16 protein-coding genes are annotated in these 23,201 nt (G+C 73.3%); 4 read left to right on the top strand and 12 right to left on the bottom strand.

What is annotated here, in order from left to right:
• Window positions 1-33: 33 nt before the first annotated feature.
• Genes RNL97_RS21580 through RNL97_RS21605 form a run of 6 tightly spaced genes read right to left on the bottom strand, consistent with a single transcriptional unit; the run spans window position 34 to window position 13,368 of the window.
• A complete protein-coding gene (locus RNL97_RS21580; protein WP_050499924.1) occupies window positions 34-906 on the bottom strand; it encodes an SDR family oxidoreductase in 873 nt (290 codons plus the stop codon).
• On the bottom strand, window positions 903-1,643 hold the full coding sequence (locus RNL97_RS21585) for a thioesterase II family protein (protein ID WP_243314979.1): 741 nt from the start codon (window positions 1,641-1,643) through the stop codon (window positions 903-905). Before RNL97_RS21585 ends, RNL97_RS21580 begins: the two co-directional genes overlap by 4 nt.
• Before the next feature lie 38 nt (window positions 1,644-1,681).
• Window positions 1,682-2,983: a M18 family aminopeptidase gene (locus tag RNL97_RS21590; RefSeq protein ID WP_030576387.1), complete on the bottom strand. Its 1,302-nt coding sequence runs from the start codon at window positions 2,981-2,983 to the stop codon at window positions 1,682-1,684.
• On the bottom strand, window positions 2,980-8,832 hold the full coding sequence (locus RNL97_RS21595) for a MupA/Atu3671 family FMN-dependent luciferase-like monooxygenase (RefSeq protein WP_313751084.1): 5,853 nt from the start codon (window positions 8,830-8,832) through the stop codon (window positions 2,980-2,982). The genes RNL97_RS21590 and RNL97_RS21595 overlap by 4 nt, the downstream gene beginning before the upstream one ends.
• Complete coding sequence (locus tag RNL97_RS21600) at window positions 8,829-12,008, bottom strand: type I polyketide synthase (RefSeq protein ID WP_313751085.1); 3,180 nt, start codon at window positions 12,006-12,008, stop codon at window positions 8,829-8,831. The genes RNL97_RS21595 and RNL97_RS21600 overlap by 4 nt, the downstream gene beginning before the upstream one ends.
• The gene (locus tag RNL97_RS21605; protein ID WP_078651938.1) at window positions 11,953-13,368 is read right to left on the bottom strand and encodes an MFS transporter; all 1,416 of its coding nucleotides are present in this window, start codon (window positions 13,366-13,368) and stop codon (window positions 11,953-11,955) included. Before RNL97_RS21605 ends, RNL97_RS21600 begins: the two co-directional genes overlap by 56 nt.
• An 82-nt stretch (window positions 13,369-13,450) precedes the next feature.
• Between RNL97_RS21605 and RNL97_RS21610 the strand changes: the two genes are divergently transcribed.
• A complete protein-coding gene (locus RNL97_RS21610; protein ID WP_313751086.1) occupies window positions 13,451-14,452 on the top strand; it encodes a LuxR C-terminal-related transcriptional regulator in 1,002 nt (333 codons plus the stop codon).
• A gap of 59 nt (window positions 14,453-14,511) precedes the next feature.
• Here RNL97_RS21610 and RNL97_RS21615 read toward each other — a convergent pair whose 3' ends face one another.
• Window positions 14,512-16,191: a fumarate hydratase gene (locus RNL97_RS21615; protein WP_030576400.1), complete on the bottom strand. Its 1,680-nt coding sequence runs from the start codon at window positions 16,189-16,191 to the stop codon at window positions 14,512-14,514.
• Between the two features lie 168 nt (window positions 16,192-16,359).
• Between RNL97_RS21615 and RNL97_RS21620 the strand changes: the two genes are divergently transcribed.
• Both RNL97_RS21620 and RNL97_RS21625 read left to right on the top strand, forming a co-directional pair.
• Window positions 16,360-17,055 (top strand): DUF1707 SHOCT-like domain-containing protein, encoded by a 696-nt coding sequence (locus RNL97_RS21620; RefSeq protein ID WP_030576403.1) that lies wholly within the window; start codon window positions 16,360-16,362, stop codon window positions 17,053-17,055.
• Between the two features lie 171 nt (window positions 17,056-17,226).
• Window positions 17,227-17,598: a WhiB family transcriptional regulator gene (locus RNL97_RS21625; RefSeq protein WP_030576405.1), complete on the top strand. Its 372-nt coding sequence runs from the start codon at window positions 17,227-17,229 to the stop codon at window positions 17,596-17,598.
• 72 nt (window positions 17,599-17,670) lie between these two features.
• On the opposite strand, the gene glpX is transcribed toward RNL97_RS21625, so the two are convergent.
• Window positions 17,671-18,702, bottom strand: coding sequence for a class II fructose-bisphosphatase (glpX, locus tag RNL97_RS21630; RefSeq protein WP_030115326.1), 1,032 nt, complete (start codon window positions 18,700-18,702; stop codon window positions 17,671-17,673).
• Between the two features lie 202 nt (window positions 18,703-18,904).
• On the opposite strand from glpX, the gene RNL97_RS21635 reads away from it, so the two are divergent.
• Window positions 18,905-19,408 (top strand): DUF4245 domain-containing protein, encoded by a 504-nt coding sequence (locus tag RNL97_RS21635; RefSeq protein ID WP_030576412.1) that lies wholly within the window; start codon window positions 18,905-18,907, stop codon window positions 19,406-19,408.
• Between the two features lie 98 nt (window positions 19,409-19,506).
• Here RNL97_RS21635 and RNL97_RS21640 read toward each other — a convergent pair whose 3' ends face one another.
• The 4 genes from RNL97_RS21640 to RNL97_RS21655 form a co-directional block, all read right to left on the bottom strand.
• Complete coding sequence (locus RNL97_RS21640) at window positions 19,507-20,097, bottom strand: malonic semialdehyde reductase (protein ID WP_030576415.1); 591 nt, start codon at window positions 20,095-20,097, stop codon at window positions 19,507-19,509.
• Between the two features lie 193 nt (window positions 20,098-20,290).
• Window positions 20,291-20,533: an exodeoxyribonuclease VII small subunit gene (locus RNL97_RS21645; RefSeq protein ID WP_030576418.1), complete on the bottom strand. Its 243-nt coding sequence runs from the start codon at window positions 20,531-20,533 to the stop codon at window positions 20,291-20,293.
• Between the two features lie 66 nt (window positions 20,534-20,599).
• On the bottom strand, window positions 20,600-21,817 hold the full coding sequence (gene xseA / locus RNL97_RS21650; RefSeq protein WP_030576421.1) for an exodeoxyribonuclease VII large subunit: 1,218 nt from the start codon (window positions 21,815-21,817) through the stop codon (window positions 20,600-20,602).
• A gap of 91 nt (window positions 21,818-21,908) precedes the next feature.
• Window positions 21,909-23,201 (bottom strand): APC family permease, encoded by a 1,293-nt coding sequence (locus RNL97_RS21655; protein WP_234313335.1) that lies wholly within the window; start codon window positions 23,199-23,201, stop codon window positions 21,909-21,911.

Consider the following 23,201-nt stretch of genomic DNA (forward strand, 5'->3'; position numbering starts at 1 on the left):
GCAACTCCTCCGAGGCGAAAGGGAGACAGGGGGTCAGCGGGCGGTGAAACCGCCGTCCACGGTGACCACGCTGCCGGTCACCTGCCGGGATGCGTCCGTGGCCAGCCAGAGCACCGCGTCCGCCACATCGCCCGGCTCCACGAGCGCGTTCATCGGCTGGTCCCGCACGAAGGCCTCCTCGTGCTCCGCCACCGGCACCTCCAGCGCGCGGGCGATCTCCGCCAGCATCCGGCCCTCCATCGCCTCGTCGTCGCGCACCGAGCCCGGACAGACCGCGTTGACCCGGACCTTGCGGGGCGCGTAGTCCAGGGCCACCGCTTTCGTCAGGCCCACCAGACCGTGCTTCGCCGCGACGTACCCCGCGAAGTGCCGGTAGCCCACCAGCCCCGCCGTCGAGGCGACGTTGACGATCGAACCGGACCCCTGGGCGACCATCCGGGCCCCCACCGCACGGATCGCCCGCCACGCGCCACCCAGGTCGACATCGATCATCAGCTGCCATTCGGCCTCGGTGATCTCGTGCGCCGGTCGGCCCGAAGGAGCGGCGATACCCGCGTTGTTGACCAGGACGTCGATGCGCCCGAACCGCTCCTCCGTCGCCTCCGCCGCAGCCTCCAGCGCCGCCAGGTCCCGCACATCGGCCTGCCGGGTCAGCACGGCGGACCCCGCCTCGCGGCAGAGGTCCGCGGTGTGGGCGAGCTGCGAGGCCGAGCCGAGCGGGTACGGCACCCCGGGCAGCTCGCCCGCCACGTCCAGCAGCATCAGGTCCGCCCCCTCACGGGCGAACGCCAGGGCGCAGGCCCGGCCGAGACCGCGCGCCGCCCCCGTGACCACCGCAGACCGCCCGGCCAGCCGCCCCGCGCCACGGCCGGTCACCGGCCCCGTGCCCGTACCGTCGCCGGTCACCGGCCCCTCGCCGCTCGGACCTCGGCTGCCACCAGCTCCAGCAGTTCGTCCGGCCGCTCGGCCAGATACATGTGCCCGCCGGCCGGCTCGGCCACCGTCAGCTTTCCCGTCGTCGCCCGGCCCCATTCGGCCGCCTCCGCCGCCCCCACGAGGGTGTCCTCCCGGCCCCGGACCGCGAGGACGGGGACGCTCAACGGGCTTTCCGTGGACGGGACATACGTCTCGTGAAGCCGGACGTCCGCCCGCAGCGCCGGCAGCAGCAGCTCCCGCATCTCCGGGTCCGCGAGCGCCGGGTGGTCGTACCCGGCGAACGCCCGGACCCGGGCGGCGAACTCCTCGTCCGGCAGTCCGTCCGCCCGGTCCGTGCGCGGCGTCCAGGGGCCGGGCGCGCCGCTGACGACGAGCGCGGCCAGGCGGACGGGCCCTGCCGCCCGCTCGATCCGGTGCGCCAGCTCGTACGCGAGCACCGCGCCCATGCTGTGCCCGAACAGCACGACCTGGCTGCCGCCCCCGTCCCCCTCCGCCCCGCCGAGCGCCGCCGTCACCTGCGCGTACGCGTCGTCGACGGCTGGGGCCGCCGCATCGTACGCGGGCTCCGGGAACCGCTTCTCGCGGCCCGGCAGGGATACCGGGAGGATGCGCAGCCCCTCCGGCGCCCCCTTCTGCCAGGGCGTGAAGAAGGAGGGTCCCGCTCCGGCGAAGGGCAGGCAGATGAGGACGGTGTCTTCGGCGGCCACGATCGTTCCTGTTCTCTTCCTCTTCCACCGGGGTCCGGTCAGTCCCCGACCATGATCGTCGTGAGGATCGCGGCGAGGTAGCCCGGGTCGCTGACCCCGCACAGCTCCCGCGCCGAGTGCATCGACAGGCCCGGCACCCCGACGTCCACCGTGGTGACGCCGAGACGGGCCGCCGTGAGCGGGCCGATCGACGTGCCGCAGGGCATCGCGTTGTTGGAGACGAACGGCTGCCAGGGGGCACCGACCCGCTCGGCCGCCGCCGTGAACATCGCGATGCCGGTGGAGTCGGTGGCGTAGCGCTGGTTGACGTTCACCTTGACGGTGGGGCCGCCGTTGGGCAGCGGGCGGTGGTCGGGGTCGTGCCGCTCGGAGTAGTTCGGGTGCACCGCGTGTGCCATGTCGGCGGAGACGCAGAACGCGCCCGCCAGCGCCCGTGACCAGTCCTCGTCGCTGCCGCCGCGCGCCGAGACGGAACGCGACAGGATCCGCTCCAGCAGCGGGCTCTGCGCGCCCGTCTCGGAACCGCTGCCGACCTCCTCGTGGTCGAAGGCGGCCAGTACGGGGACGAACGCGGGCCGGGTCGCCCCCGTCGCCGCGTCCACCAGCGCGGTGACCCCGGCGTGCACCGAGATCTGGTTGTCGAGGCGCGAGGCGACCACGAACTCCCGGTCCACGCCCAGGTATCCGGGCGGCTGGATGTCGTGCAGCATCAGGTCCCAGCCCAGGACGTCCGCCGGGTCCTCACCGGCCGCCGCCGCGACCCGGCGCAGCAGTTCGCCCTCCCGCGCGTCGCCCAGCGCCCAGATCGGCGCGATGTGCCGCTGTCGGTCCAGCGCCACGCCCTCGTTCACCGAACGGTCCAGGTGGATCGCCAACTGGGGTACGCGCAGCAGGGGTTCGTCGATCTGAACGAGCCGGCTGCGCGGCACACCGTCGGAGCCGCGCAGCGCGAGCCGGCCGGAGATGCCGAGGTCCCGGTCGAGCCAGGTGTTCAGCGGCACCCCGCCGTAGATCTCCACCCCGATCTGCCGCCACCCCGAAGTCCCGGTGTCCGGAGCGGGTTTGATCCGCAGATTCGGGGAGTCGGTGTGGGTGCCGACGATCCGGAACGGGGTGTGGGCGGGCGCGTCCTCGGGGACGTACCAGGCGATCAGCGCACCGGCGCGGCAGACGAACAGGCCGCCGGCCGCCCCGGTCCAGTCGTCGGTGCCGCGCAGTTCACGGAACCCGGCCTTCTCCAGACGCTGGGCCGCACTGGCAACCACGTGGTACGGGGACGGGCTGGCGGCGATGAAGGAGAGCAGGTCGTCGGTGTGGCTGCGGTGGGGGGCCGGAGTCATACGGCGTCCGCCTTTCCGGTGTTCGGCAATGACTGGGAGGGTGACGGTCCGCCGGGCTGGTCGGGCCCGGCGCTGGCGCCCTGGGCGGAGCCCCCGGAGCCTTGGCCCGAGGGCCCCCGCGAGGGGCGCTCCCCGAGGAGTTCGCGCACCGGCCGGTCGGGCCGGGCGCAGAACTCCGCGAGCAGGTCGGTGTACGACGCGAGAAGGTCGTGGGCGGTCGTGTGGTCCCACAGGTCGGTGGAGAATTCCAGGAACGTTCGATAACCCTTCGCGGCGTCCCGGCGCGGCGCAAGCCCGAAGCACAGCTCGCTGCGGGAAAGCGGCGGTGCCAGATCGGCCACCTCGACCCGCAGCCCGGGGATCTCGATGTCCGTGTCGACGGAGTTCTGGAAGGCCAGGACGTGCGGCACCCGGTCGGGGACGCTGACAGCGCCCGCGTCCCGCATCGCCTGCATGATGCGGGCCGTGGGCAGCACATGCGCCATGGCGCCGAGCGCCCCCGCCCCCGTCCGCACCGCGAGCTCCGCGCACGTCTCCCCAAGATTGGCTGAATCCAGCCGTACGCGGACCATCACCGCTGTCGACGTCATCGCCACGAGCGACTCCGACGCGGTGCCCTCGCGGTTGGCGTACGGCACGCTCAGCAAGGTGTCCTCCTCGCCCGACAGCCGGGTCAGGAACACCCCGAGGGCGGCCGCGGCGACGGCGAAGGGGGTGGTGTGCCGGTCGGCAGCGAGCCTCTCCACCGCCGCCCGCAGGCCGCCCGACGCGACCCCGCGCACCGTGTCCCCGTGCCCGCTCAGCTTCTGCGGACGCGGCCGGTCCGTCGGTACGGGGACGGCGGACGGCACCCCGTCCAGATAGCGGGCGCAGAACGCGGCCCGCTCCTCCTCGGCCCCGGGATCGTGGTGTTCCCGCTGCCACCGGGCGTACCCCGGCGCCTGCATCGCCGGATCGGGCAGACCGTGCGGGACGCCCGCGGCGGCCGCCGTGTACAGCGCGGCGATCTCCGCGAGCAGCAGGGACAGCGACCAGCCGTCGGCGCACACGTGGTGCAGGACGAACATCAGCTCCCAGCGGTCCTCCTCCACCCGCAGCAGCCGCAGCCGGGGCAGCAGGGGCCGCCCCGGCTCGAAGGGGGCCGCAGCGTCCGCCCGGCACAGGGCGTCCGCCCGGGGCCGCCGCTCGCCGGCGGGCAGCGCCGTCAGATCCTCCACCGGCAACGCCACCGGCCCCGCCGCCACGACCTCCTGCCACCAGGGCCCGTCCGGCGCGTCCTCCTGGACGAACCGGGTGCGCAGCGCGTCGTGCCGGGCGATCACCTCGGAGACGGCGGACCGCAGGGCCGCCGGATCCAGCGCCCCGGTGAACGTGATCCGCGTGGGGATGTTCCACACGGCGGGGTCGGGCATGGCGTGGTGCCCGGCGATCATGCGGGCCTGCTGGTCGCTGACCGGGGCGCGGTCGACGACAGCGGTGTCCTCGGCGGCGTCGGCGTCGGCGGCGCTGTCCTCCGCCGCTGCGGTGGGCCCGTCGCCGGTCACCAGCTGCGCGGTCATGGCCCGCAGCGTGGCCTCGGCGAAGAAGTCCACCAGCGGGTAGTCGACGCCGAGGGTGTCCCGGACCCGGTTCACGAGGCGGATCGCGGCGATCGAATTGCCGCCCAGGTCGAAGAAGTTGCTGTCGTCGGGGAAGCCGCGCGCATCGAGGACGGAGTCCCAGATCTCGCGGAGGAGGGCGGCGTCCGGGGAGGGCTTCCCGCGCCGGGCGGCCGGCTCGTGCGGTGAGTGCTTCTCGCGGGGGACGGCCTCCTCGCCGGGTGCGGGCTCCTCGCGCGGGGCGGCTGTCACCGCCTCCAACTGCTCCTCCAGCTCGGCGAGATACCCCGTCGCCGTCGCCGCGTCGAACAGGTCCGCGTCGTAGCGCAGCCGCAGCCGCAGGCTCCCGTCCGGGCAGCGGGTGGCCATCAGCGCCAGCTCCAGCGGCGCCGATTCCGTCCCGGCCGCCACCCCGTCCGCCCGCAGCCCGGGCAGGTCGATTCCGGCCAGCGCCGCGCGGTCCAGATCGACCGAAACCGTCACCAGCGGCCGCGGGTTCCCCGGGTCGGGGTGGACGGCGGCGACCAGCGCGTCCAGGTCCACCCCGCTGTGCTCCTCCGCCGCGAACAGCGCCCGGCCGGTGGCCCGTACGGCCTCCGGCAGCGGGGTGGAGTCGGTTGCGGACAGCGACAGCGGCAGCAGGGCCACATGGAAGCCCACCGTGTCCGCCATCGAAGGCCGCCGCCGCCCGAACGTCGTGCCCAGCAGGAACGCGTCCTGCCCCGACCGCCGCCGCAGCACCAGCTGCCAGGCCGTGCACAGCGTGGCGAACAGCGTCACGCCCTGCTGCCCGCTCCACTCCCGCAGCCGGTCCGCCCGCTCCCGGCCCAGGGTCCGGGCCACCGCCCCTCCGTGGCCCGCCACCCGGCGCCCTCGCGGCCGGTCCGTCGGCACGGACAGCACCGGGGGCTTCTCGCCCAGCAGCCCGCGCCACCAGGCCAGGTCGGCCGGGTCGTGCGGCGGCTCGGGGGCCCCGACGGTCGTTCCGGCGGACCGTGCGAAGACCGGCGGGCGCCCGGCGCGGGCCGCCGTGTACAGCTCCCGGAGGTCCCCGGCGACCAGCGCGGCCGAGTGCGCGTCGGTTACGATGTGGTGCATACCGAGGACCAGCACGTGGTCGTCCTCGGCCAGCCGGAGCAGCCGGGGCGTGAACAGCGGCCCCCCGGCCAGGTCGTAGGCACGGTGGCTCTCCTCGGAGAGCAGCGCCTCGATCGCCTCGTCCGGGTCCTGCCCCCGCGCGTCGGACACCGCCAACGGGATGCGGAGCCCGTCGCGGACGACCTGGACGACGCCCGCCTCGTCCTCGCCCCGGAACACCGTTCGCAGCCCCGGGTGCCGTTCGACCAGCCCGTCCACCGCCGCCCGCAGCGCCGGCACGTCCAGCGGGCCGCGCAGCCGTACGGCCTGGGTCTCGTTGTACGCCGCCGGGTTCTCCAGCAACTGCGCGGCCAGCCACAGCCGCCGCTGGGCGGAGGTGGCGGGCGCGACGGTCTCCCGTGCGGGGCGGTTCGCGGGCTCCGCCGCCGCCTCCTCGGCCCGCTCCCGCGTCCGGCGGCGCAGGACGTCCAGCCGCTCCAGCCCCGACCGCAGTCGCTCCCGGTCCATCCCGAAGTCGACCAGCGCGGCGATCTCGTCCACCCCGGCCCCGTGCAGGGCGGCCACGAACGGGGCGACGCTGTCCGGCGTACCGATCAGGGCCCGCTGGTCGCAGTAGCGGTCGTAGGCCCGGCGGAACAGGTAGTCCAGGTCCTCCTCGCTCGCCGCCGCCACGTCCTCGCGCCGCTGCCCGGCCGCCGTCGCCGCCGAGCGCATCAGCAGCGAGGACCGCAGATAGCGCACCATCGGCTCCAGCGCGTCCGCCCGGGCGGTGGCGTGGTCGTCGCCCAGATACGTGTGCACCAGCACCGTCACCCGCCCGGCGTCCGGGGCGAGCCCGCACGCCGCCCGCGAACGCCGGTAGTGCGCGATGTTCGCCGCCAGCTCGTCCACGGTCTGGCTCATCAGGTTGGTGACGACCCCGAGACCGCGCCGGGCCGCCTCCTCGTACGAGGCCCGCTGCCCGGAGGTCGCCAGGAAGAACGGCGGCTCCTCCTGCACCGGACGCGGCCGGATCCGGATCTCCGCCTCCGCGCCCTCGCCCGTGCGCCGCCGCACCGCCTCCCCGCGCCACAGCCGCCGCACCTCGTCCAGGTGGTCGAAGGCGACCCGCCGCCGGTCCGCGAACCGGTCCGGGTGCAGGGCGAAGTCCCGGGCGTGCCAGCCGGTGGCGCAGCCGATGCCGACCCGGCCGCCGGAGAGGTTGTCGACCACCGACCACTCCTCGGCGACCCGCACCGGATCGTGCAGCGGCAGGACCACCGAGCCCGCGTTGATCCGGACGCGCTCGGTCTCCCGGGCCACGGCGGAGGCGAGCACGGCGGGGTTCGGGAAGAGTCCGCCGAAGGAGTCGAAGTGCCGCTCGGGCAGCCAGACGGAGGAGAAGCCGTGCTCGTCGGCGAAGCGCACGGTCTCGAAGAGCGCGTCGTACGCCTCAGGAGCGCGGGCCCGGCCGGTGCGATCGGTCCCGCCGGCCTCGGCGGCTTCCTCCGCCTCCGGGTGGTCGCCGAAGAAGTAGACGCCGAAGTCGGGCGCGGGACGCGGGACGCCGACCGGCTTCACGGCCACCGGGCGGGGAGCGGACCGGGGAAAGAACCCGCCGTCCCGCAGCTCGCGCAGCGACCCCTCCACCGCCTCCGCGACCCGGTTCACGTCCTCCTTCGTGTGGGCGGTGGAGAGGTAGAAGCTGCGCCACTCCCATACGTACACACCGCGCAGTTGGAGATGGTGGTAGAGCAACTCCAGGTCGGCGCGGTGCCTGAACCGGAACATCGACCCGAAGTGGGCCAGCTCCAGCGGGAACTCCTCGTCGCGGAAGAAGGTGTTGAGCCGGTCCGCGAGCGCCTGCGTGCGGGCGTTCAGCCCGCTCTGGAGCCCGGGTCCCTGCTCGGTGAGGTGCGTGAGCACCGCACGGGCCGCCGCCATCGACAGCGGGTGCTGCATGTGCGTACCGCCGATGAACGCGGTCTCGCGCGCGGGCCCGCCTGGCTCCCCGTACCGCCAGAACCCGCCGTCCACCCCGTCGAGCAGGTCCGCCCGCCCCGCGACCGCGCCGATCGGGAAGCCGCCGCCGAGCGCCTTGCCGTACGTGGCCATGTCCGGCACCACCCCGAAGTGCGCCTGCGCGCCGCGCTGGTGGGGCCGCAGCCCGGTCAGCATCTCGTCGAAGAGCAGCACGATGCCCCGCCGCGCGGTGAGTTCGCGCAGCGCCCTTATGAACTCCACCGGCCGCAGGCCCGGGTTGCGGCACTGCACGGGCTCGACGAGCACGGCCGCGACCGTCTCCCCGAGGGCGTCGATCGTCTCCAGGGACTCCTGCTCCCCGTACTCCAGCACGATCAGCTCCGCCACCGCACTGTCCGGGATGCCCCGGGAGACGGGGACCGTGTGCTGCCCCGGGCCGCCCGGGCGGCCGAGGACGGAGTCGATGTGTCCGTGGTACGAGCCCCGGAACATGACGACCTTGTCGCGCCCGGTCGCGGCCCGGGCCAGCCGGATCGCCGCCGAGTTCGCCTCCGTACCGGACGAGGCGAACGCGACCCGCTCCATGCCGGTCAGCGAGGCCAGCAGGGCCGCCGCCTCCCCGGTGTCGGGGGAGCGGGGACCGAAGCGCAGTCCGTCGGCCAGGTGGCGGCGCACGGCCTCGGTGACCGGCTCCGCCTCGTGTCCCAGCAGCAGTGCGCCGAATCCCATGGTGATGTCGGTGTACGCGTTGCCGTCCACGTCGACCAGCCGGGAGCCGTGCGCCGAGCGGGCCGCGAGCGGGTACAGCATCTCCTTGGTGGCGTCCCGGAACCCCACGACGGCCCGGCTGTCGGCCAGCACCGGACGGTGCCGCTGGGCCAGCTCCTTGGAGGTGCGGGTGCGCTCCGTGAACCGCCGGATCAGCGAAGCGGTGTGCGCCCGCTGGACCTCGTCGGCCCCCGCCCCGGCCATCCCGCCCGCCGCGTCCACGACGAGCCGGGGGCCGTGCGTCCTCTCCGGGGCGGGCCGCGGATCCCCCTCCGCCGGGACCTGCTCCGCGACCTGCCCCCCGGCCTGCGCGCGGGCAGCCGCGAGCTGGACGGTGAGAGCCCGCGACAGCTCCGCCGCCCGGGCCACGGCCTCGGCGGCCCCGGCTGCGGCGTCGGCGGGCGCGGGCATCCCCGCGCTCATCGCGCGTCCGTCCCGGTGGTGCGGGCGGTCAGCAGGGCGACGGCCTCGGAGAGCTGGGTGAGCATCGCCGCCTGGGTCTCGGCCAGTTGACGTATCTGCTCGGACAGGGCGGCGACCTCGGCCCGGGTGGCGTACCGGGGCTCGTCGGCCGACGGCGCCACCACCGCTGCGGCCTCCGGGGCTGCCGGGGCCGTGAGGGCGGCCGGGGGAGCGAGGAGAGCCGAGGGCGGGGCCGCCGCCACCGGGGGAACCTTCCGCCCGGCTATCAGCGCGGCCGTGAGCCGGGGGGTGCCAGCCTCCTCCAGGACCTCCCGCATGCTGATCTCCGTGCCGAACTCGGCCTCCAACTGCCGCACCATCCCGATGAGCTGGAGCGAGTCGGCGCCGAGCCCGACGAACGTGCGGTCGGCAAAGACCTCGTCCGGCCGGTGGCCGAGATGGCGCGCGGTCAGCTCCAGCACCCTGTCCAGTACGGCCTGTTCGGTCATGCGGTCCTCCGTCGGGCATGGGGATGGGTGAACGTACGGTGCGGGGCCCCGCCAGTGGGAGCGCCGCTGGAAGGGGTACGTGGGCAGCCGGACGCGCCGGCCGCCGCAGCCGTCGAGCAGCGCCGCCCAGTCCACCCCGGCCCCGGCGCAGTGCAGCGCGGCCACCGCCCCCTCCCAGTCCCGGGTCGGTACGCAGACCGCGTCCGGCAACGCCCGGCGGACCAGCCCCGTCAGCACGGCGGACGGGCCCAGCTCCAGCAGCAGGGGCGAGGGCCCCAACTCCGCCAGGACGGCGGCGAAGTCGGCTGTACGGCGGGCCTGCGCGACCAGGTACGCGGCGTCCGGCCGCCACCCGGCGGGGCGGACCGCGCCGTCGATCCCGTCGACGAACTCCGTGTGCAGCGGGCGCGGTTCCACCTTGTCGGCCAGGACCCGGAACTCCTCCAGCGCCGGATCGAGCAGCGCCGTGTGGAACGCCCTTTCCACGGCGAGCACTTCGTACGCCTCACCGCGCGCCGCCAGCAGCACCCGCACCGCGTCCACCGCCTCCGGGGGGCCGCCCAGCACATGGTGCGTGGCCCCGTTGACCACGGCGAGCTCAAGACCGGGTACGGCGGCCAGCAGCTCCCGCACCCGGGCCCGGGGGACGAACGCGGAGACCATCGCGCCCGGGGCGGACCGTTCCTGCATCAGCCGCCCGCGCCCGCAGACCAGACGCATCGCGTCCTCGGTGTCCAGCGCCCCGGCCACGCAGAGCGCCGCGTACGCGCCGACGCTGTGCCCGGCGACCCGGGCGGGGGTGACCCCGAGCCGCTCCCACAGCCGGGCCTGGGCGATCTGGAGGGCGAAGAGGGCGGGCTGCGCGAACCCGGTGTCCCACCGTGCGGGACCCTGCCCGCCGACGATCCGGTCCAGGAAGCCGTCCCGGCCGGTCTCCTCCGCGTACACCCGGGCGCAGGACTCCAGTACCTCGGCCACCACCGGGAAGCGCGCGGCGAGTGCAGCGCCCATGCCCGGGTGGCCGCCGCCCTGCCCGCTGAACAGGAGGACCGGCGCCGGATCCCCTACGCCGCCGGCGACCCCCCTCGTGTACGCTTCGCCCGCCGGGGCCCCGGACAGGAACGCCTCCAGACCGGCCACCGGGTCCGCGGCCGTGACCACCAGCCGGTGCGGCAGGAGCCGCCGCCCGAGCGCGGTGGTGGTCAGCAGATCGGCGGGGGCGGGGCGATCCCCGCCCGCCAGACGGTCCCGCAGGGCTGTGGCGCAGGCCCGCAGCGCGTCCCCGTCGGCGGCCGACAGCGGCAGCAGCGCGGGCACGGGAGCCGCCGTCGGTGCGGCGGAGGCGGGTACGGCCTCCGGCGCCTGTTCCAGGATCACGTGAGCGTTCGTACCGCCCATGCCGATGGAGTGCACACCGGCTCGCCGCACCCCCGCCAGCGGCCAGCCCCGCTCCCGTACCGGCAGGAGGAAGGGGCTGTCGTCCACCGCCAGCGCCGGGTTGGGCCGGGCGAGGTTCACCAGCGGCGGGACGATCCCGTGCCGCAGCACCTCGACGGCCTTGATCAGCCCCGCCAGCCCCGCCGCACTGTCCAGATGGCCGATGGCCGGCTTCGTCGAGCCGAGCGCACAGAACCCGGTCCGGTCCGTGTACGCGCGGAACGCCTCGGTCAGGGCGGCGAATTCGATCGGATCGCCCTTCAGCGTGCCCGTGCCGTGCGCCTCCACATAGCCGATCGACGCCGCGTCCACGTCCGCCGCCCGCAGCGCCCCGAGCACCGCGTCCCGTTGCCCGGCGACCCCGGGAGCGGCGAACCCCCGTTTGGCCGCGCCGTCGTTGGTGACCGCCGAGCCCAGGATCACCGCGTGCACGGTGTCGCCGTCGGCCAGCGCCCGCGCCAGCGGCTTCAGGAGGACGGCCGCGGCCCCGTTCCCGCCGACCGTGCCGTCCGCGTCCGCGTCGAACGCCCGGACCGTGCCGGTGGGCGAGAGCGTGGAGCCCTTCACCGGGACATGGCCGCTGACCTGCGGAAGATGCAGGGCGGCCGAGCCCACCAGCATCAGCTCCGCGTCCCCGGCGCGCAGCGCCTGGCAGGCCAGATGCACCGAGACCAGGGCGCTGGAGCAGGCCGTGGACACGGTGAGCGCGGGCCCGGTCAGACCGAGCCGGAAGGCGGCCCGGGTGGCAGTGAAATCGGTGTAGTTGCCGACCTGGACCTGCTTGGCGGTCATCCAGTCGCCCGAGTCGGCCTCCGCCGCGAGGTGGTGTGCCAGATAGCTGTGCAGCGAGTACAGGCGGTAGCCGGAACTGCCGTACACCCCGATCCGTACGGAGCCGCCGTCGCCGACCGCGCAACGGTCCTCGCCGCCCGCGTACCCCCCGTCCTCCAGCGCGTGGAAGCAGCACTCCAGGAACAGCCGCTGCTGCGGATCGGTGAGTTCAGCCTCCCGTCCGCTCATCCCGAAGAACCCGGCGTCGAAACCGTCCACGTCCGCCAGAGGCGCGCTCGCCCCGCCGAACCCCGGCCGCTCGTACTCCGCCGCCGGGACCCCCGCCGCGGCGAACTCGGCCCGGGTGAACCGGTGTACGCGGCTCGTGCCCGCCCGGATGTCGCGCCAGTACGCCTCGGGGGTGTCAGCCCCCGGAAACCTCAGCGCCGTCCCGATCACCGCGATCCGGTCGTCTCTCAACGGCTTCTTCCTTTCGCAGCCCCGCCCGCCCCGCCCCGCCCCCACACCCCATCGGGCCCGCGGGCTCGGCCCGTCGCAGCGCCGCCACCCGCAGCAGGAACACCACGGCGACGACGATGGCGGCGCCGTGGGACCAGCCCACCACGGCCAGCGGGGAGAACCGGTCGAGGGCCGCCGCCACCAGGATCATGCCGACCCCGAAACCGAGGTTCTCGAAAGTGGCCGAAAGCCCGAAGGCGTGACCGCGCAACGTGGCCGGAAGTGTCTGGAGGTGCGAGGTGTACGCGACCTCGGTGAGACCGTCCGCTCCCCCCGCGATCAGCGCGATCACCGCCGTGACCGCCAGCGGGAACCCGGCGAACGCCGCGATGAACGCCGCCGACATCACCACCGTGCCGTAGCCGAACCCGAGCGCTCCCACGGTCCGGCCGGTGCGCTGGGTGTACCGCTGGATCACCTGCTGGGCACCGATGTTGCCGAGCGCCCACACACACCAGAAGGCGCTGACGAACACCGCCGGGTTCGATGCGTCCAGCGAGGCGGAGTAGACCGGCAGCGCCGCGTTGTGGGACGACGAGCCGAACGCGTCGACCCCGCGCAGGGCCACCATCAGGCCCAGACCGGGAGCGGCGGCGAGCGCCAGGAAGGCCACCGGCCGCCACCGCGGCCCGCTCTTCGCTTCCTTCCCGCCCTTCCCGGCGCCAAAGGCCCCGGCGGCGCTCCCCGCCCCCTTGCCGCCCGCGATCGGCAGCAGGGCCACCGTCACCGCGCAGACCACGAACGTCGCCATGTCGAGCAGGAACGCGGCGGTGTACCCCACGAGGGAGACCACCACGCCCGCCGAGGCGAACCCCGCCACCATGGCCATCGAACGGCCGGTGATCGAGAGGGAGTTGGCCCAGGCCCTGCGGTCCTCCCCGACCATCTCCGGGATGGAGCTGCGCAAGGCGACCATGAACAGCGTCCCGCACGCCCCGATCACCACCGAGACGGCCGTCAGCGCCCCGGTCACCAGGGAGTCAGGGGCCAGGATGAGCACCAGCATCACGGCGCCCTGACCGACATTCGCCCACAGCATGATGCTTTTCGCGCTGAAACGGGCGAGCAGCCCGCCGACGACCAGTCCGGCGACGAATCCGGAGGCCAGCCGCACCGCCATGAACAGCCCCATGGCCAACGCCCTGCCCGTCGTCTCGTAGACGAAGAGATTGAGCGCGACCATATTCAGGAATGTGCCGTAGGAAGACACCGCGTATCCGGCCACCAGGAATCGAAAACGGCGCTCGGAGACCGCGTTGTCCCGGGTCTTTCGAGACCCGCCGTCCGGCTCGTCCGCCGTCGGCCCGTCCGCACTCCCGATTCCAGATGTCACCCGCTCATACTCGTCGAGCGCGGGAGCCGGGCGGGAGACTCCCGATTGCACAAAGGTAATCTGCATCCTTGTGAAGGACGATCATTCCCCCTCACCGGTATGTGATTGCCGTGAATCACCCTCGGACCGGTCGATACCGGAACACCCCTGCGAGGCGGCGCTCGCGACCTATCGCCGTGCGCTGACGGAGGGCGGCCTCCCGGCCGCCGCCGCACCCCCCTGCCTGCTCTCCCTGCATCTGCTGGTCGCCGACCAGGACTCGCCCGGCCACCTCATCCCCGTACCGCCGGAGACCGCCTCCTTCGCCGCGCTCGCCCCGATCGAGAAGGCGATCGTCGAGCAGCGCCGCACCCTGCGCTCCGCCCGGGCCACCCTCGCCGCCTTCGAGTGCCTCTACGCCGAGGTCCACCGGCCCGAACGCCCCGCCCTCACCCGGCTCTCCGGCGAGGCCGTCATCAGCAAGGCCCTGGACGCCGGGGTAAGCGGCTGCCGCGTCGAGGTCCGCACCGCCCACCCCGGCGGCGGGCGCCCCGCCCGCGTCCTGGCGGAGTCCCTCCCGCGCGATCTGAACAACCTGCGGCGCGGCGTCCGGCAGCGCACCCTCTACCAGCACACCGTCCGCTCGGACCGCACCACGCTCGCCTACATCGAGCAGGTGACCGCCGAAGGGGCCGAGATCAGGACCCTGCCCGAGGTCATGGACCGGTTCATCGTCTTCGACCGGGACCTCGCCTTCATCCCGTACTCCGACGAACCGCACACCGCGCTGCGCGTCCGGCACCCGTCGCTGGTCCGCTTCCTGGCCCGCCACTTCGACGAGGCGTGGTCCCGCGCCGTCCCCGTACGCCCCGAACGCACGCCGCTGCGTACCCCCGTCGTCACCTCCGGCCTCCAGCGCGCGATTCTCCAGGCCGTCGTCAACGGCGAGACGGACGCCGCCATCGCCCGCCGCATCGGCATGAGCCGCCGCAGCGTCGCCGAGCACATGCGCAAGGTCTCCGAGCAGCTCGGCAGCAACAGCCGGGCCCAACTCGGCTACCTGGTCGCGACGTCGGGCCTGCTGGACGACTGACCACGTGAGGAGGGCCCGTCCGCGCGGACGGGCCCTCCTCTACGTGCGTACGGTACGGGTCAGGCCAGGCCCGGCCCCCGCACCGGAATGCTGGTGAACGTCGGAGCCGGGGCGGGCTCGGTGAAGAAGTCGTTGCCCTTGTCGTCGACGACGATGAACGCGGGGAAGTCCTCGACCTCGATCTTCCAGACCGCCTCCATACCGAGCTCCTCGTACTCGACGACCTCGACCTTCTTGATGCAGTCCTGCGCGAGGCGGGCCGCCGGGCCGCCGATCGAGCCGAGGTAGAAGCCGCCGTGCGCGTCGCAGGCGTCGGTGACCTGCTTGCTGCGGTTGCCCTTGGCGAGCATCACCTTCGAGCCGCCCGCCGCCTGGAACTGCTCCACGTAGGAGTCCATCCGGCCGGCCGTCGTCGGCCCGAAGGAGCCGGAGGCGTACCCCTCGGGCGTCTTCGCCGGGCCCGCGTAGTAGACCGGGTGGTCCTTCAGGTACTGCGGCATCTCCTCGCCCGCGTCCAGCCGCTCCTTGATCTTGGCGTGCGCGATGTCACGGGCCACGACCAGCGGGCCGGTCAGCGAGAGCCGGGTCTTGACCGGGTACTTCGTCAGCTCGGCCAGCACCTCGTCCATCGGCCGGTTGAGGTCGATCTCCACGACGTCCCCGCCCGCCTCGTCGAGGTGCTCGTCGGTGGTGTCGGGGAGGAAGCGCGCCGGGTCCTTCTCCAACTGCTCCAGGAAGACGCCCTCGGCGGTGATCTTCGCGGTGGCCTGGCGGTCCGCCGAGCAGGACACGGCGATCGCGACGGGCAGCGAGGCGCCGTGCCGGGGCAGGCGCACCACGCGCACGTCGTGGCAGAAGTACTTGCCGCCGAACTGCGCGCCGATCCCGATCTTCTGCGTCAGCTCGAAGACCTTCTCCTCCAGTTCCTTGTCCCGGAAGCCGTGCCCGGTGGGGGAGCCCTCGGCGGGCAGCTCGTCCAGGTAGTGCGCGGAGGCGTACTTGGCGGTCTTCAGCGCGAACTCCGCCGACGTACCCCCGACCACGATTGCCAGGTGGTACGGCGGGCAGGCCGCGGTCCCCAGCGAACGGATCTTCTCCTCCAGGAACTTCATCATGGAGGCCTCGTTCAGGACGGCCTTGGTCTCCTGGTAGAGGAACGACTTGTTGGCCGAGCCGCCGCCCTTCGCCATGAAGAGGAACTTGTACGCGCCGCCGTCGGTGGCGTACAGCTCGATCTGGGCCGGCAGGTTGGAGCCGGTGTTCTTCTCGTCCCACATGGTCAGCGGGGCCATCTGCGAGTAGCGCAGGTTGAGCTTGGTGTACGCGTCGTAGATCCCGTGCGACAGGGCCTCCTCGTCACCGCCCTCGGTCAGCACGTTCTGCCCGCGCTTGCCCATGACGATCGCCGTGCCGGTGTCCTGGCACATCGGCAGGACACCGGCCGCGGCGATGTTCGCGTTCTTCAGGAGGTCCAGCGCCACGAACTTGTCGTTGGAGGACGCCTCCGGGTCGTCGACGATCCGCCGCAACTGCGCCAGGTGGGCGGGGCGCAGGTAGTGCGAGATGTCGTGCATGGCCTCGGCGGCCAGGGTGCGCAGCGCCTCCGGCTCGACCTTGAGGAACGTACGGCCGTCGGCCTCGAAGGTGGAGACACCCTCGGCGGTCACCAGACGGTACGGCGTGGTGTCCTCCCCCAGGGGGAGCAGATCGGAGTACGCAAACTCTGCCATGACGGCCATTCCTCACTCGGCGACAGCGGCTGACCTCCCTCGGGCAGCGCGTCCACCAGGGTAGAACGCCGGCTTCGCGCGGATCCTGTGAGGTAAGGCTCACCTGGACGCGGGCCGGGCGGGGCGCGCCGGTTGGAGGGGTAGTCGCGATCTATCGCGTTTGGGTACGCTGGGGCGGTGGACCTAGAGAAGCAGCCCCAGCAGCCCCTCAGGCCGGCCGTCCCACCGCCCGCCGAAGTCCTGAACGGCGACGACATCCGCGCCTCCGACGCCGACCGCGACCGGATCGCTGACATCCTGCGGGAGGCGATGGCCGAGGGCCGTCTGACGGCGGACGAGCACGCCGAGCGGGTGGACCTGGTCTACCGGGCCAAGACCGTCGGCGAGCTCCAGCCGCTCGTCCGGGACCTGCCCGCCTCCTCCGGCTCCACCGCGCGGGGCCCGGGCCCGCGCCCGTACAGCTACGGCCCGGAGGCCCCGGAAGGCCCCGCGGACAATCTCGTCGCGGTCTTCAGCAGCTCCGTCCGCAAGGGTCGTTGGCGGGTCGGCGGCCGGACGAACGCCTTCGCGCTCTTCGGCAGCGTGGAGATCGATCTGACCGAAGCTCTTTTCGGCCAACGCTTCACCGTCATCAACGCGACGTCCATCTTCGGCAGCGTCGAGGTCCGCGTCCCGGAGAACATCTCCCTGCGCGGCAACGGCACCGGTGTGTTCGGCGGTTTCGAGGTGAAGTCGCTCGAATCCGCCGACCCGGAAGCCCCGGTCGTCGTCGTGAACGGCTATGCCGTGTTCGGGAGTGTGGAGGCGAAGCCGAAGCGGGGAAAGTTCGTCGCGGATCTCCAGAGGCGGCTGCGTAAACACCTGGGCCACTGAATACGGCACGACGGGCGACCTTCGGTAATCGGCCAGAATGCCGTGGGGGCGCATTGCGGTGAGTCGCGCGCCGGTGCCACTCAGTGCATAGGCGTACGTACAGCGGGTAGGGAGTGCTGCATCGACTCCCGCTCGCGAAGCCGAAGCCGTAGCCGTCGTCAGGAGTAGCCCGTGCTGCAATCGCCGCATCAGCCTCTGCAGGTCGCCGCCGTTCCGGCCCAGCGGACCCCCGCCCGGGAGGACGATGCGGGCCCCTGGCATTCCGACGCGGCCTGCCGCCGCGACGAGGCGGGTCTCTTCTTCGCCCCCTCCAAGGAACCGACCGCCGCCCGGCTGGCCCGCGAGGAGGCCGCCAAGAGGGTGTGCGGCGGATGTCCGGTCATGATCGAGTGCCGGGAGCACGCGCTGATGCAGCCCGAGCCGTACGGGGTGTGGGGCGGGCTCACCGCTGCCGAGCGCCGGGTGGCGCTCGCCCGGCGGCGACGGCGGGACATCGAACTCAAGGCCGCGTCGACGGCCGAGCACATAGCCGCGGCAGGCTGAACGCCGACGTGCCCGGAGGGGGTGCGGGGAGCCGATCGGCTCCCCGCACCCCCTCCGCGCCCCGGGCGTCGGCTACTTCGCGCGGTCGAAGTCGATGGCGCTGTAGGCGCGCAGCTTCGACAGCCGGTGGGTCGAGGAGATCGACCGGATCGTGCCGGACTTGGACCGCATCACGATCGACTCGGTGGTCGCCGTCTCCGCGCGGTACCGCACACCGCGCATCAGCTCACCGTCGGTGATCCCCGTCGCCACGAAGAACACGTTGTCGCCGCTGACCAGGTCGTCCGTGGACAGCACCCGGTCCAGGTCGTGGCCCGCGTCCAGCGCCTTCTGCCGCTCCGCCTCGTCCTTGGGCCAGAGCTTGCCCTGGATGACGCCGCCGAGGCACTTTATGGCGCACGCCGAGATGATGCCCTCGGGCGTTCCGCCGATGCCCATCAGCAGGTCGACGCCGGTGCCCTCGCGGGCCGCCATGATCGAGCCCGCGACATCGCCGTCCGAGATGAACTTGATCCGCGCGCCGGTCTCCCGGATCTCCTTGACGATGCCCTCGTGCCGGGGCCGGTCGAGGATGACGACGGTGACGTCCTCGGGCGTGGAGTTCTTCGCCCGCGCGACGCGCCGGATGTTCACGGCCACGGGCGCGTTGATGTCGACGAAGTCCGCCGCCTCGGGCCCCGTGACCAGCTTGTCCATGTAGAAGACCGCCGACGGGTCGAACATCGCGCCGCGGTCGGCCGCCGCCAGCACGGCGATGGCGTTCGGCATGCCCTTGGCGTTGAGCGTGGTGCCGTCGATCGGGTCGACCGCGATGTCGACCTCGGCGCCGGTGCCGTCGCCGACCCGCTCGCCGTTGAACAGCATGGGGGCTTCGTCCTTCTCGCCCTCGCCGATGACGACGACGCCGTTCATCGAGACGGTCGAGACGAGGGTCCGCATGGCCTTCACGGCGGCGCCGTCGGCGCCGATCTTGTCGCCGCGGCCCACCCAGCGCCCGGCCGCCATGGCGGCGGCCTCGGTGACCCGGACCAACTCCAGGGCCAGGTTGCGGTCGGGGGCCTCCGGGGAGACCTCCAGTTGGGACGGCAGATGATGCTCGGACATCGGAGCGCACCTTTCTGTACGGCGACGACCGGATATGAGGGTGCTGCGACTCTATCGGTAGGTCGATAAAATGAGCAGGGCGGGTCACGCATGAGCACCCTGGCGTCGCCGCCCCGGACCGGCACCCTGCGGCCGGGCGTGTCAGGCCGCGTGCCACCATGGACCCGTGGCAAGCAAGCGAGGCAAGCAGACGGTCCGGGACATGTTCCTGTCGACTTTGGTGATCGCCGCCTGCGCGGGGGTCATATACCTCTTCATCCCGAAGGACGAGCACGCCGACCCGATCAAGGCGGTCGACTTCACCGTGGAGCTGGCGACGGTACGGACCGCCGCCCCCTACCCGGTGGCCGCGCCGGAGGGCCTGCCGGAGAAGTGGAAGGCGACCTCCGTCCGGTACGACGAGGCCGAGGGCAAGTCCTGGCACCTGGGCTTCCTCGACGCCGACCGCAGGTACGTCGCGGTCGAGCAGTCCACCGCCGCCGCGCGTACGTACGTCCCCGAGGTCAGCCAGAAGGCGAAGGACACCGGCCGGACCGAGACGGTGGCGGGCAAGGAGTGGCAGGTCTGGGAGGGCGACAAGTACAACGCCCTCGTACTGCCCGGCAAGGGCCACACCACGGTGGTCACCGGCTCGGCGCCGAAGGAGAGCCTGGTCGAGATGGCCGAGGCGCTGAAGACGACGCCGCCCGCCACGCCGGCCGGCTGACGCGCGGCCCGCGCCGGCTCCGTACGCGAAGGGCCCCGGAGCACCAGATGGTGGTGTTCCGGGGCCCTTCGCGCGTGACGGGACCGTGTGGCGGCGGCTCAGACGGTCGTGACGACCTCGTCGAAGGAGAGGCGCGGGCTGCGCGGGAACCAGGCGTCCTCGCCCGGCTTGCCGATGTTGACGACCATCAGCGGGGTGTGGTCGTCGTCCAGGAACTCCTTCTGGATGCCCGCGGCGTCGTAGCCGGTCATCGGGCCGGCGGCCAGACCGGCGGCGCGGACGCCGATGATGAAGTAGGCGGCCTGGAGCGCGGCGTTGAGTCCGGCGGCCGACTCACGGGCCGGGCGCTCCGAGAAGAACATGTCCTTGGCCTGCGGGAAGTGCGGGAGCAGCGCCGGAAGCTCCTCGTGGAACTCGTTGTCGGCGGCCAGGATCGCGACCAGCGGGGCCGTGGCGGTCTTCGGGCGGTTGCCCTCGGCCATGTGCCGCACCAGGCGCTCGCGCCCCTCGGCGGAGCGGACCAGGACGACACGCAGCGGCGACTGGTTGAAGGCGGTCGGGCCGAACTTCACCAGGTCGTAGATCGCCTGGACCTGCTCGTCGGTCACGGGCTCGTCGGTGAAGGTGTTGGCGGTGCGGGCCTCGCGGAAGAGGAGGTCCTGAGCGGCGGGGTCGAGAACGAGGGACATCTGGTGCAAACCTTCCGAACGAACGCGGTGGGGAGGGCTCGAAGGTACGCCAGAGATAGGTTAACTTTCAACTAAAGCCGGAACTGAGTGATCCATTGCACACCATTGCATGGTGCAGCTACCTGGTGAGGCTCTCGGCTCCGCCCCGGCCGGCGCCCTCGCGGGCCGTCGTCGGCGCGCTGCGGGGCCCGCCTCAGCCCTCGTCCCCGCCCTCCTGCGGGCGGGCCAGGGCCGCGTCCAGCCGGGCGCGGGCGCCCTCCAGCCAGCGCCGGCAGACCTTGGCCAGCTCCTCGCCCCGCTCCCACAGGGCCAGCGACTCCTCCAGCGTCGTACCGCCCGCCTCCAGCCGGCGCACGACCTCGATCAGCTCGTCGCGCGCCTGCTCGTACCCGAGCGTGCCCGTGGCGGCAGCCGCCGCCGTACCGTCGTCCGTCATGTGATCCACCCTAGATGTGAGCTGTTACGTCATCGTGGGAACGGCCCCGGCCGCTGCCGGCGCCGCTCATCCGTCCCGGTCCACCCGCACCGTGAACTCGCCCTCCGACACCCGCGCCCGCAGCGGCTCGCCGGGCGCCCCGGCCTCGTCGGGGGAGCGCACCACATGGCCGTCGGGCCGCTGGAGCACGGCGTACCCCCGCTCCAGGGTCGCGGCCGGCGACAGCGAGACGACCCGGGCGAGTGTGTGCGCCAGCTCGGAGTCGGCCCGGTCCAGCAGATGGCCCAGCACCCGGCGGCCGCGCCCGAGGAGCGCGTCCACCTCGGCCTCGCGCTCGTCCACCAGCCGCTGGGGCCGCTCCATCGCGGGGCGGCCCAGCGCGTGCGCGAGCCCCCGCTCCTCGCGGTCCAGCAGCCCCCGTACGGTGCGCAGCGCCCGGTCCCGCAACTGCTGTACGCGCTCCAGCTCCTCGCCCACGTCGGGGACGACCTTCTTGGCCGCGTCCGTGGGCGTGGAGGCGCGGAGATCGGCGACCAGGTCCAGCAGCGGGGAGTCCGGCTCATGGCCGATCGCGGAGACCACCGGCGTACGGCAGGCGGCCACGGCCCGGACCAACTGCTCGTCGGAGAACGGCAGCAGATCCTCGACGCTGCCGCCGCCCCGGGCCACCACGATCACATCGACCTCGTCCAGCGCGTCCAGTTCCTCGACCGCCTGCACCACCTGGGCGACCGCGTTCACCCCCTGCACGGCGGTGTTGCGGACCTCGAAGCGCACGGCGGGCCAGCGGCGGCGGGCGTTCTCCAGGACGTCCCGCTCGGCGGCGGAGGCCCGCCCGCAGACGAGCCCGATGAGCTGGGGGAGGAAGGGGAGCGTCTTCTTCCGGTCCAGCGCGAAGAGCCCTTCGGCCGCGAGCGACTTCTTCAGCTGCTCCAGCCGCACGAGCAGCTCCCCGATGCCGACCGGCCGTATGTCGGTGGCCCGCAGCGACAGCTGCCCCCGGGGCGCGTACCACTCGGGCTTGGCGAGGACGACGACCCGCGCGCCCTCCGTCACCACATCGGCGATCCGGTCGAAGACCTGCCGGAAACAGGTGACGCTCACCGAGATGTCGTGCGACGGATCGCGCAACGTCAGGAAGACGACCCCGGCCCCCGGCCGCCGCGACAGCTGGGTGATCTGCCCCTCCACCCAGATGGCGCCGAGCCGGTCGATCCACCCCCCGATGAGCCGGGACACCTCGCCGACGGGCAGCGGCGCTTCCGCGGACGTGTTGAGAGCCATACGGGCGAGCGTATCGGCACCCGCCGACAGGACACCGGCCCGGCGCGGAGACCAGGCCCGCGGGGGCCCGGCCCGGACGGCGCGTCGGGTCTCAGCGCTCAGCGGGGCCGGGCCCGCCGGGCCCCTCGGCCCCGCTCCGGCGCCCCGTCCCCTGCACCGCCAGCACCACGAGCCCCACCCCGAGCCAGCAGAGGCCCACCACCTGGGCGGAGGTCGTCGCCTCCACGATGACCGCGACCAGCACCCCCGCGCCGACCACCGGGACGAGGACGTGCCGCCACCACACAGGCGGCCCCGCCATCCGGCGTACGACGAACCAGCCGACCACCGACGCGTGCAGCAGCACGAACGCCGTCAGCGCGCCGATGTCGACCACCGAGACCAGATGGTCCAGGCCGTCGTCGCGCCGGGCCGCCCACACGGCGGCCACCAGCGTCACGATGCCCGCACCGAGGATCGCCGGCCGCGGCACGCCCGACTTCGGGTCGACCTTCGCGAGGAGGTGCGGCAGCCGCCGCTCCCGGGCCATCGCGAAGACGAGCCGGCCGGCGGCGGCCTGCCCCGCCAGTGCGGCGAACGCGGCCCCGACGGCCTTGCTGACCGCCACCAGATCGTGCAGCCAGGTCCCCACCGACGCGTCCACCGCGTCGTAGAACGCCGACCCCTGCGCAGCCGGGTCCGCCGCCAGCTCCGCCGAGCTCACCGGCTCCAGCAGCGCCGCCAGGTACGACTGGGCCACGAACAGGACACCGGCGAGCACCAGACAGAACAGCACCGCCCGCGCCACCTTCTGCGAGCCGCCCGTCACCTCCTCGGCGAACGAGGCGATGGCGTCGAAGCCCAGATACGACAGCACGGCGATCGACACGGCTCCCAGCACCGCCGCCATGGAGAACCCGGTGTCCCCGGTCAGCGGCGTCAACCAGCCGCGCTGCGCCCCGTCCCGTACGAGGACGACCACGGCCGAGACCACGAAGACCAGCAGCACCACGATCTCCATGGCCAGCACCGCGAAGCCGACGCGGGCGGCGGCGCGTACGCCCCACAGGTTGAGCAGGGTGGTCACGAGGACCGCGATCGCGGTCCACACCCACCGCGAGACCTCCGGAACCAGGGCGTTCATCGCGATCCCGGAGAAGAGGTAGGCGACGGCGGGGATCAGCAGGTAGTCGAGCATCGCCATCCACCCGGCGATGAACCCCGGCCCTTCCCCGAGCCCCTTGCGGGCATACGTGAAGACCGAACCGGCGAAGGGGGCGACCCGCACCATCTGGGCGTAACTGAAGGCGGTGAAGCCCATGACCACGGTGGCCACGATGTAGACGAGGGCGACCGCGCCGTCGGATTTCGCGTCCAGAGTGCCGAACACGCCGACGGGGGCCAT

It is taken from the genome of Streptomyces parvus (assembly GCF_032121415.1).
Lineage (GTDB): Bacteria > Actinomycetota > Actinomycetes > Streptomycetales > Streptomycetaceae > Streptomyces > Streptomyces globisporus_A.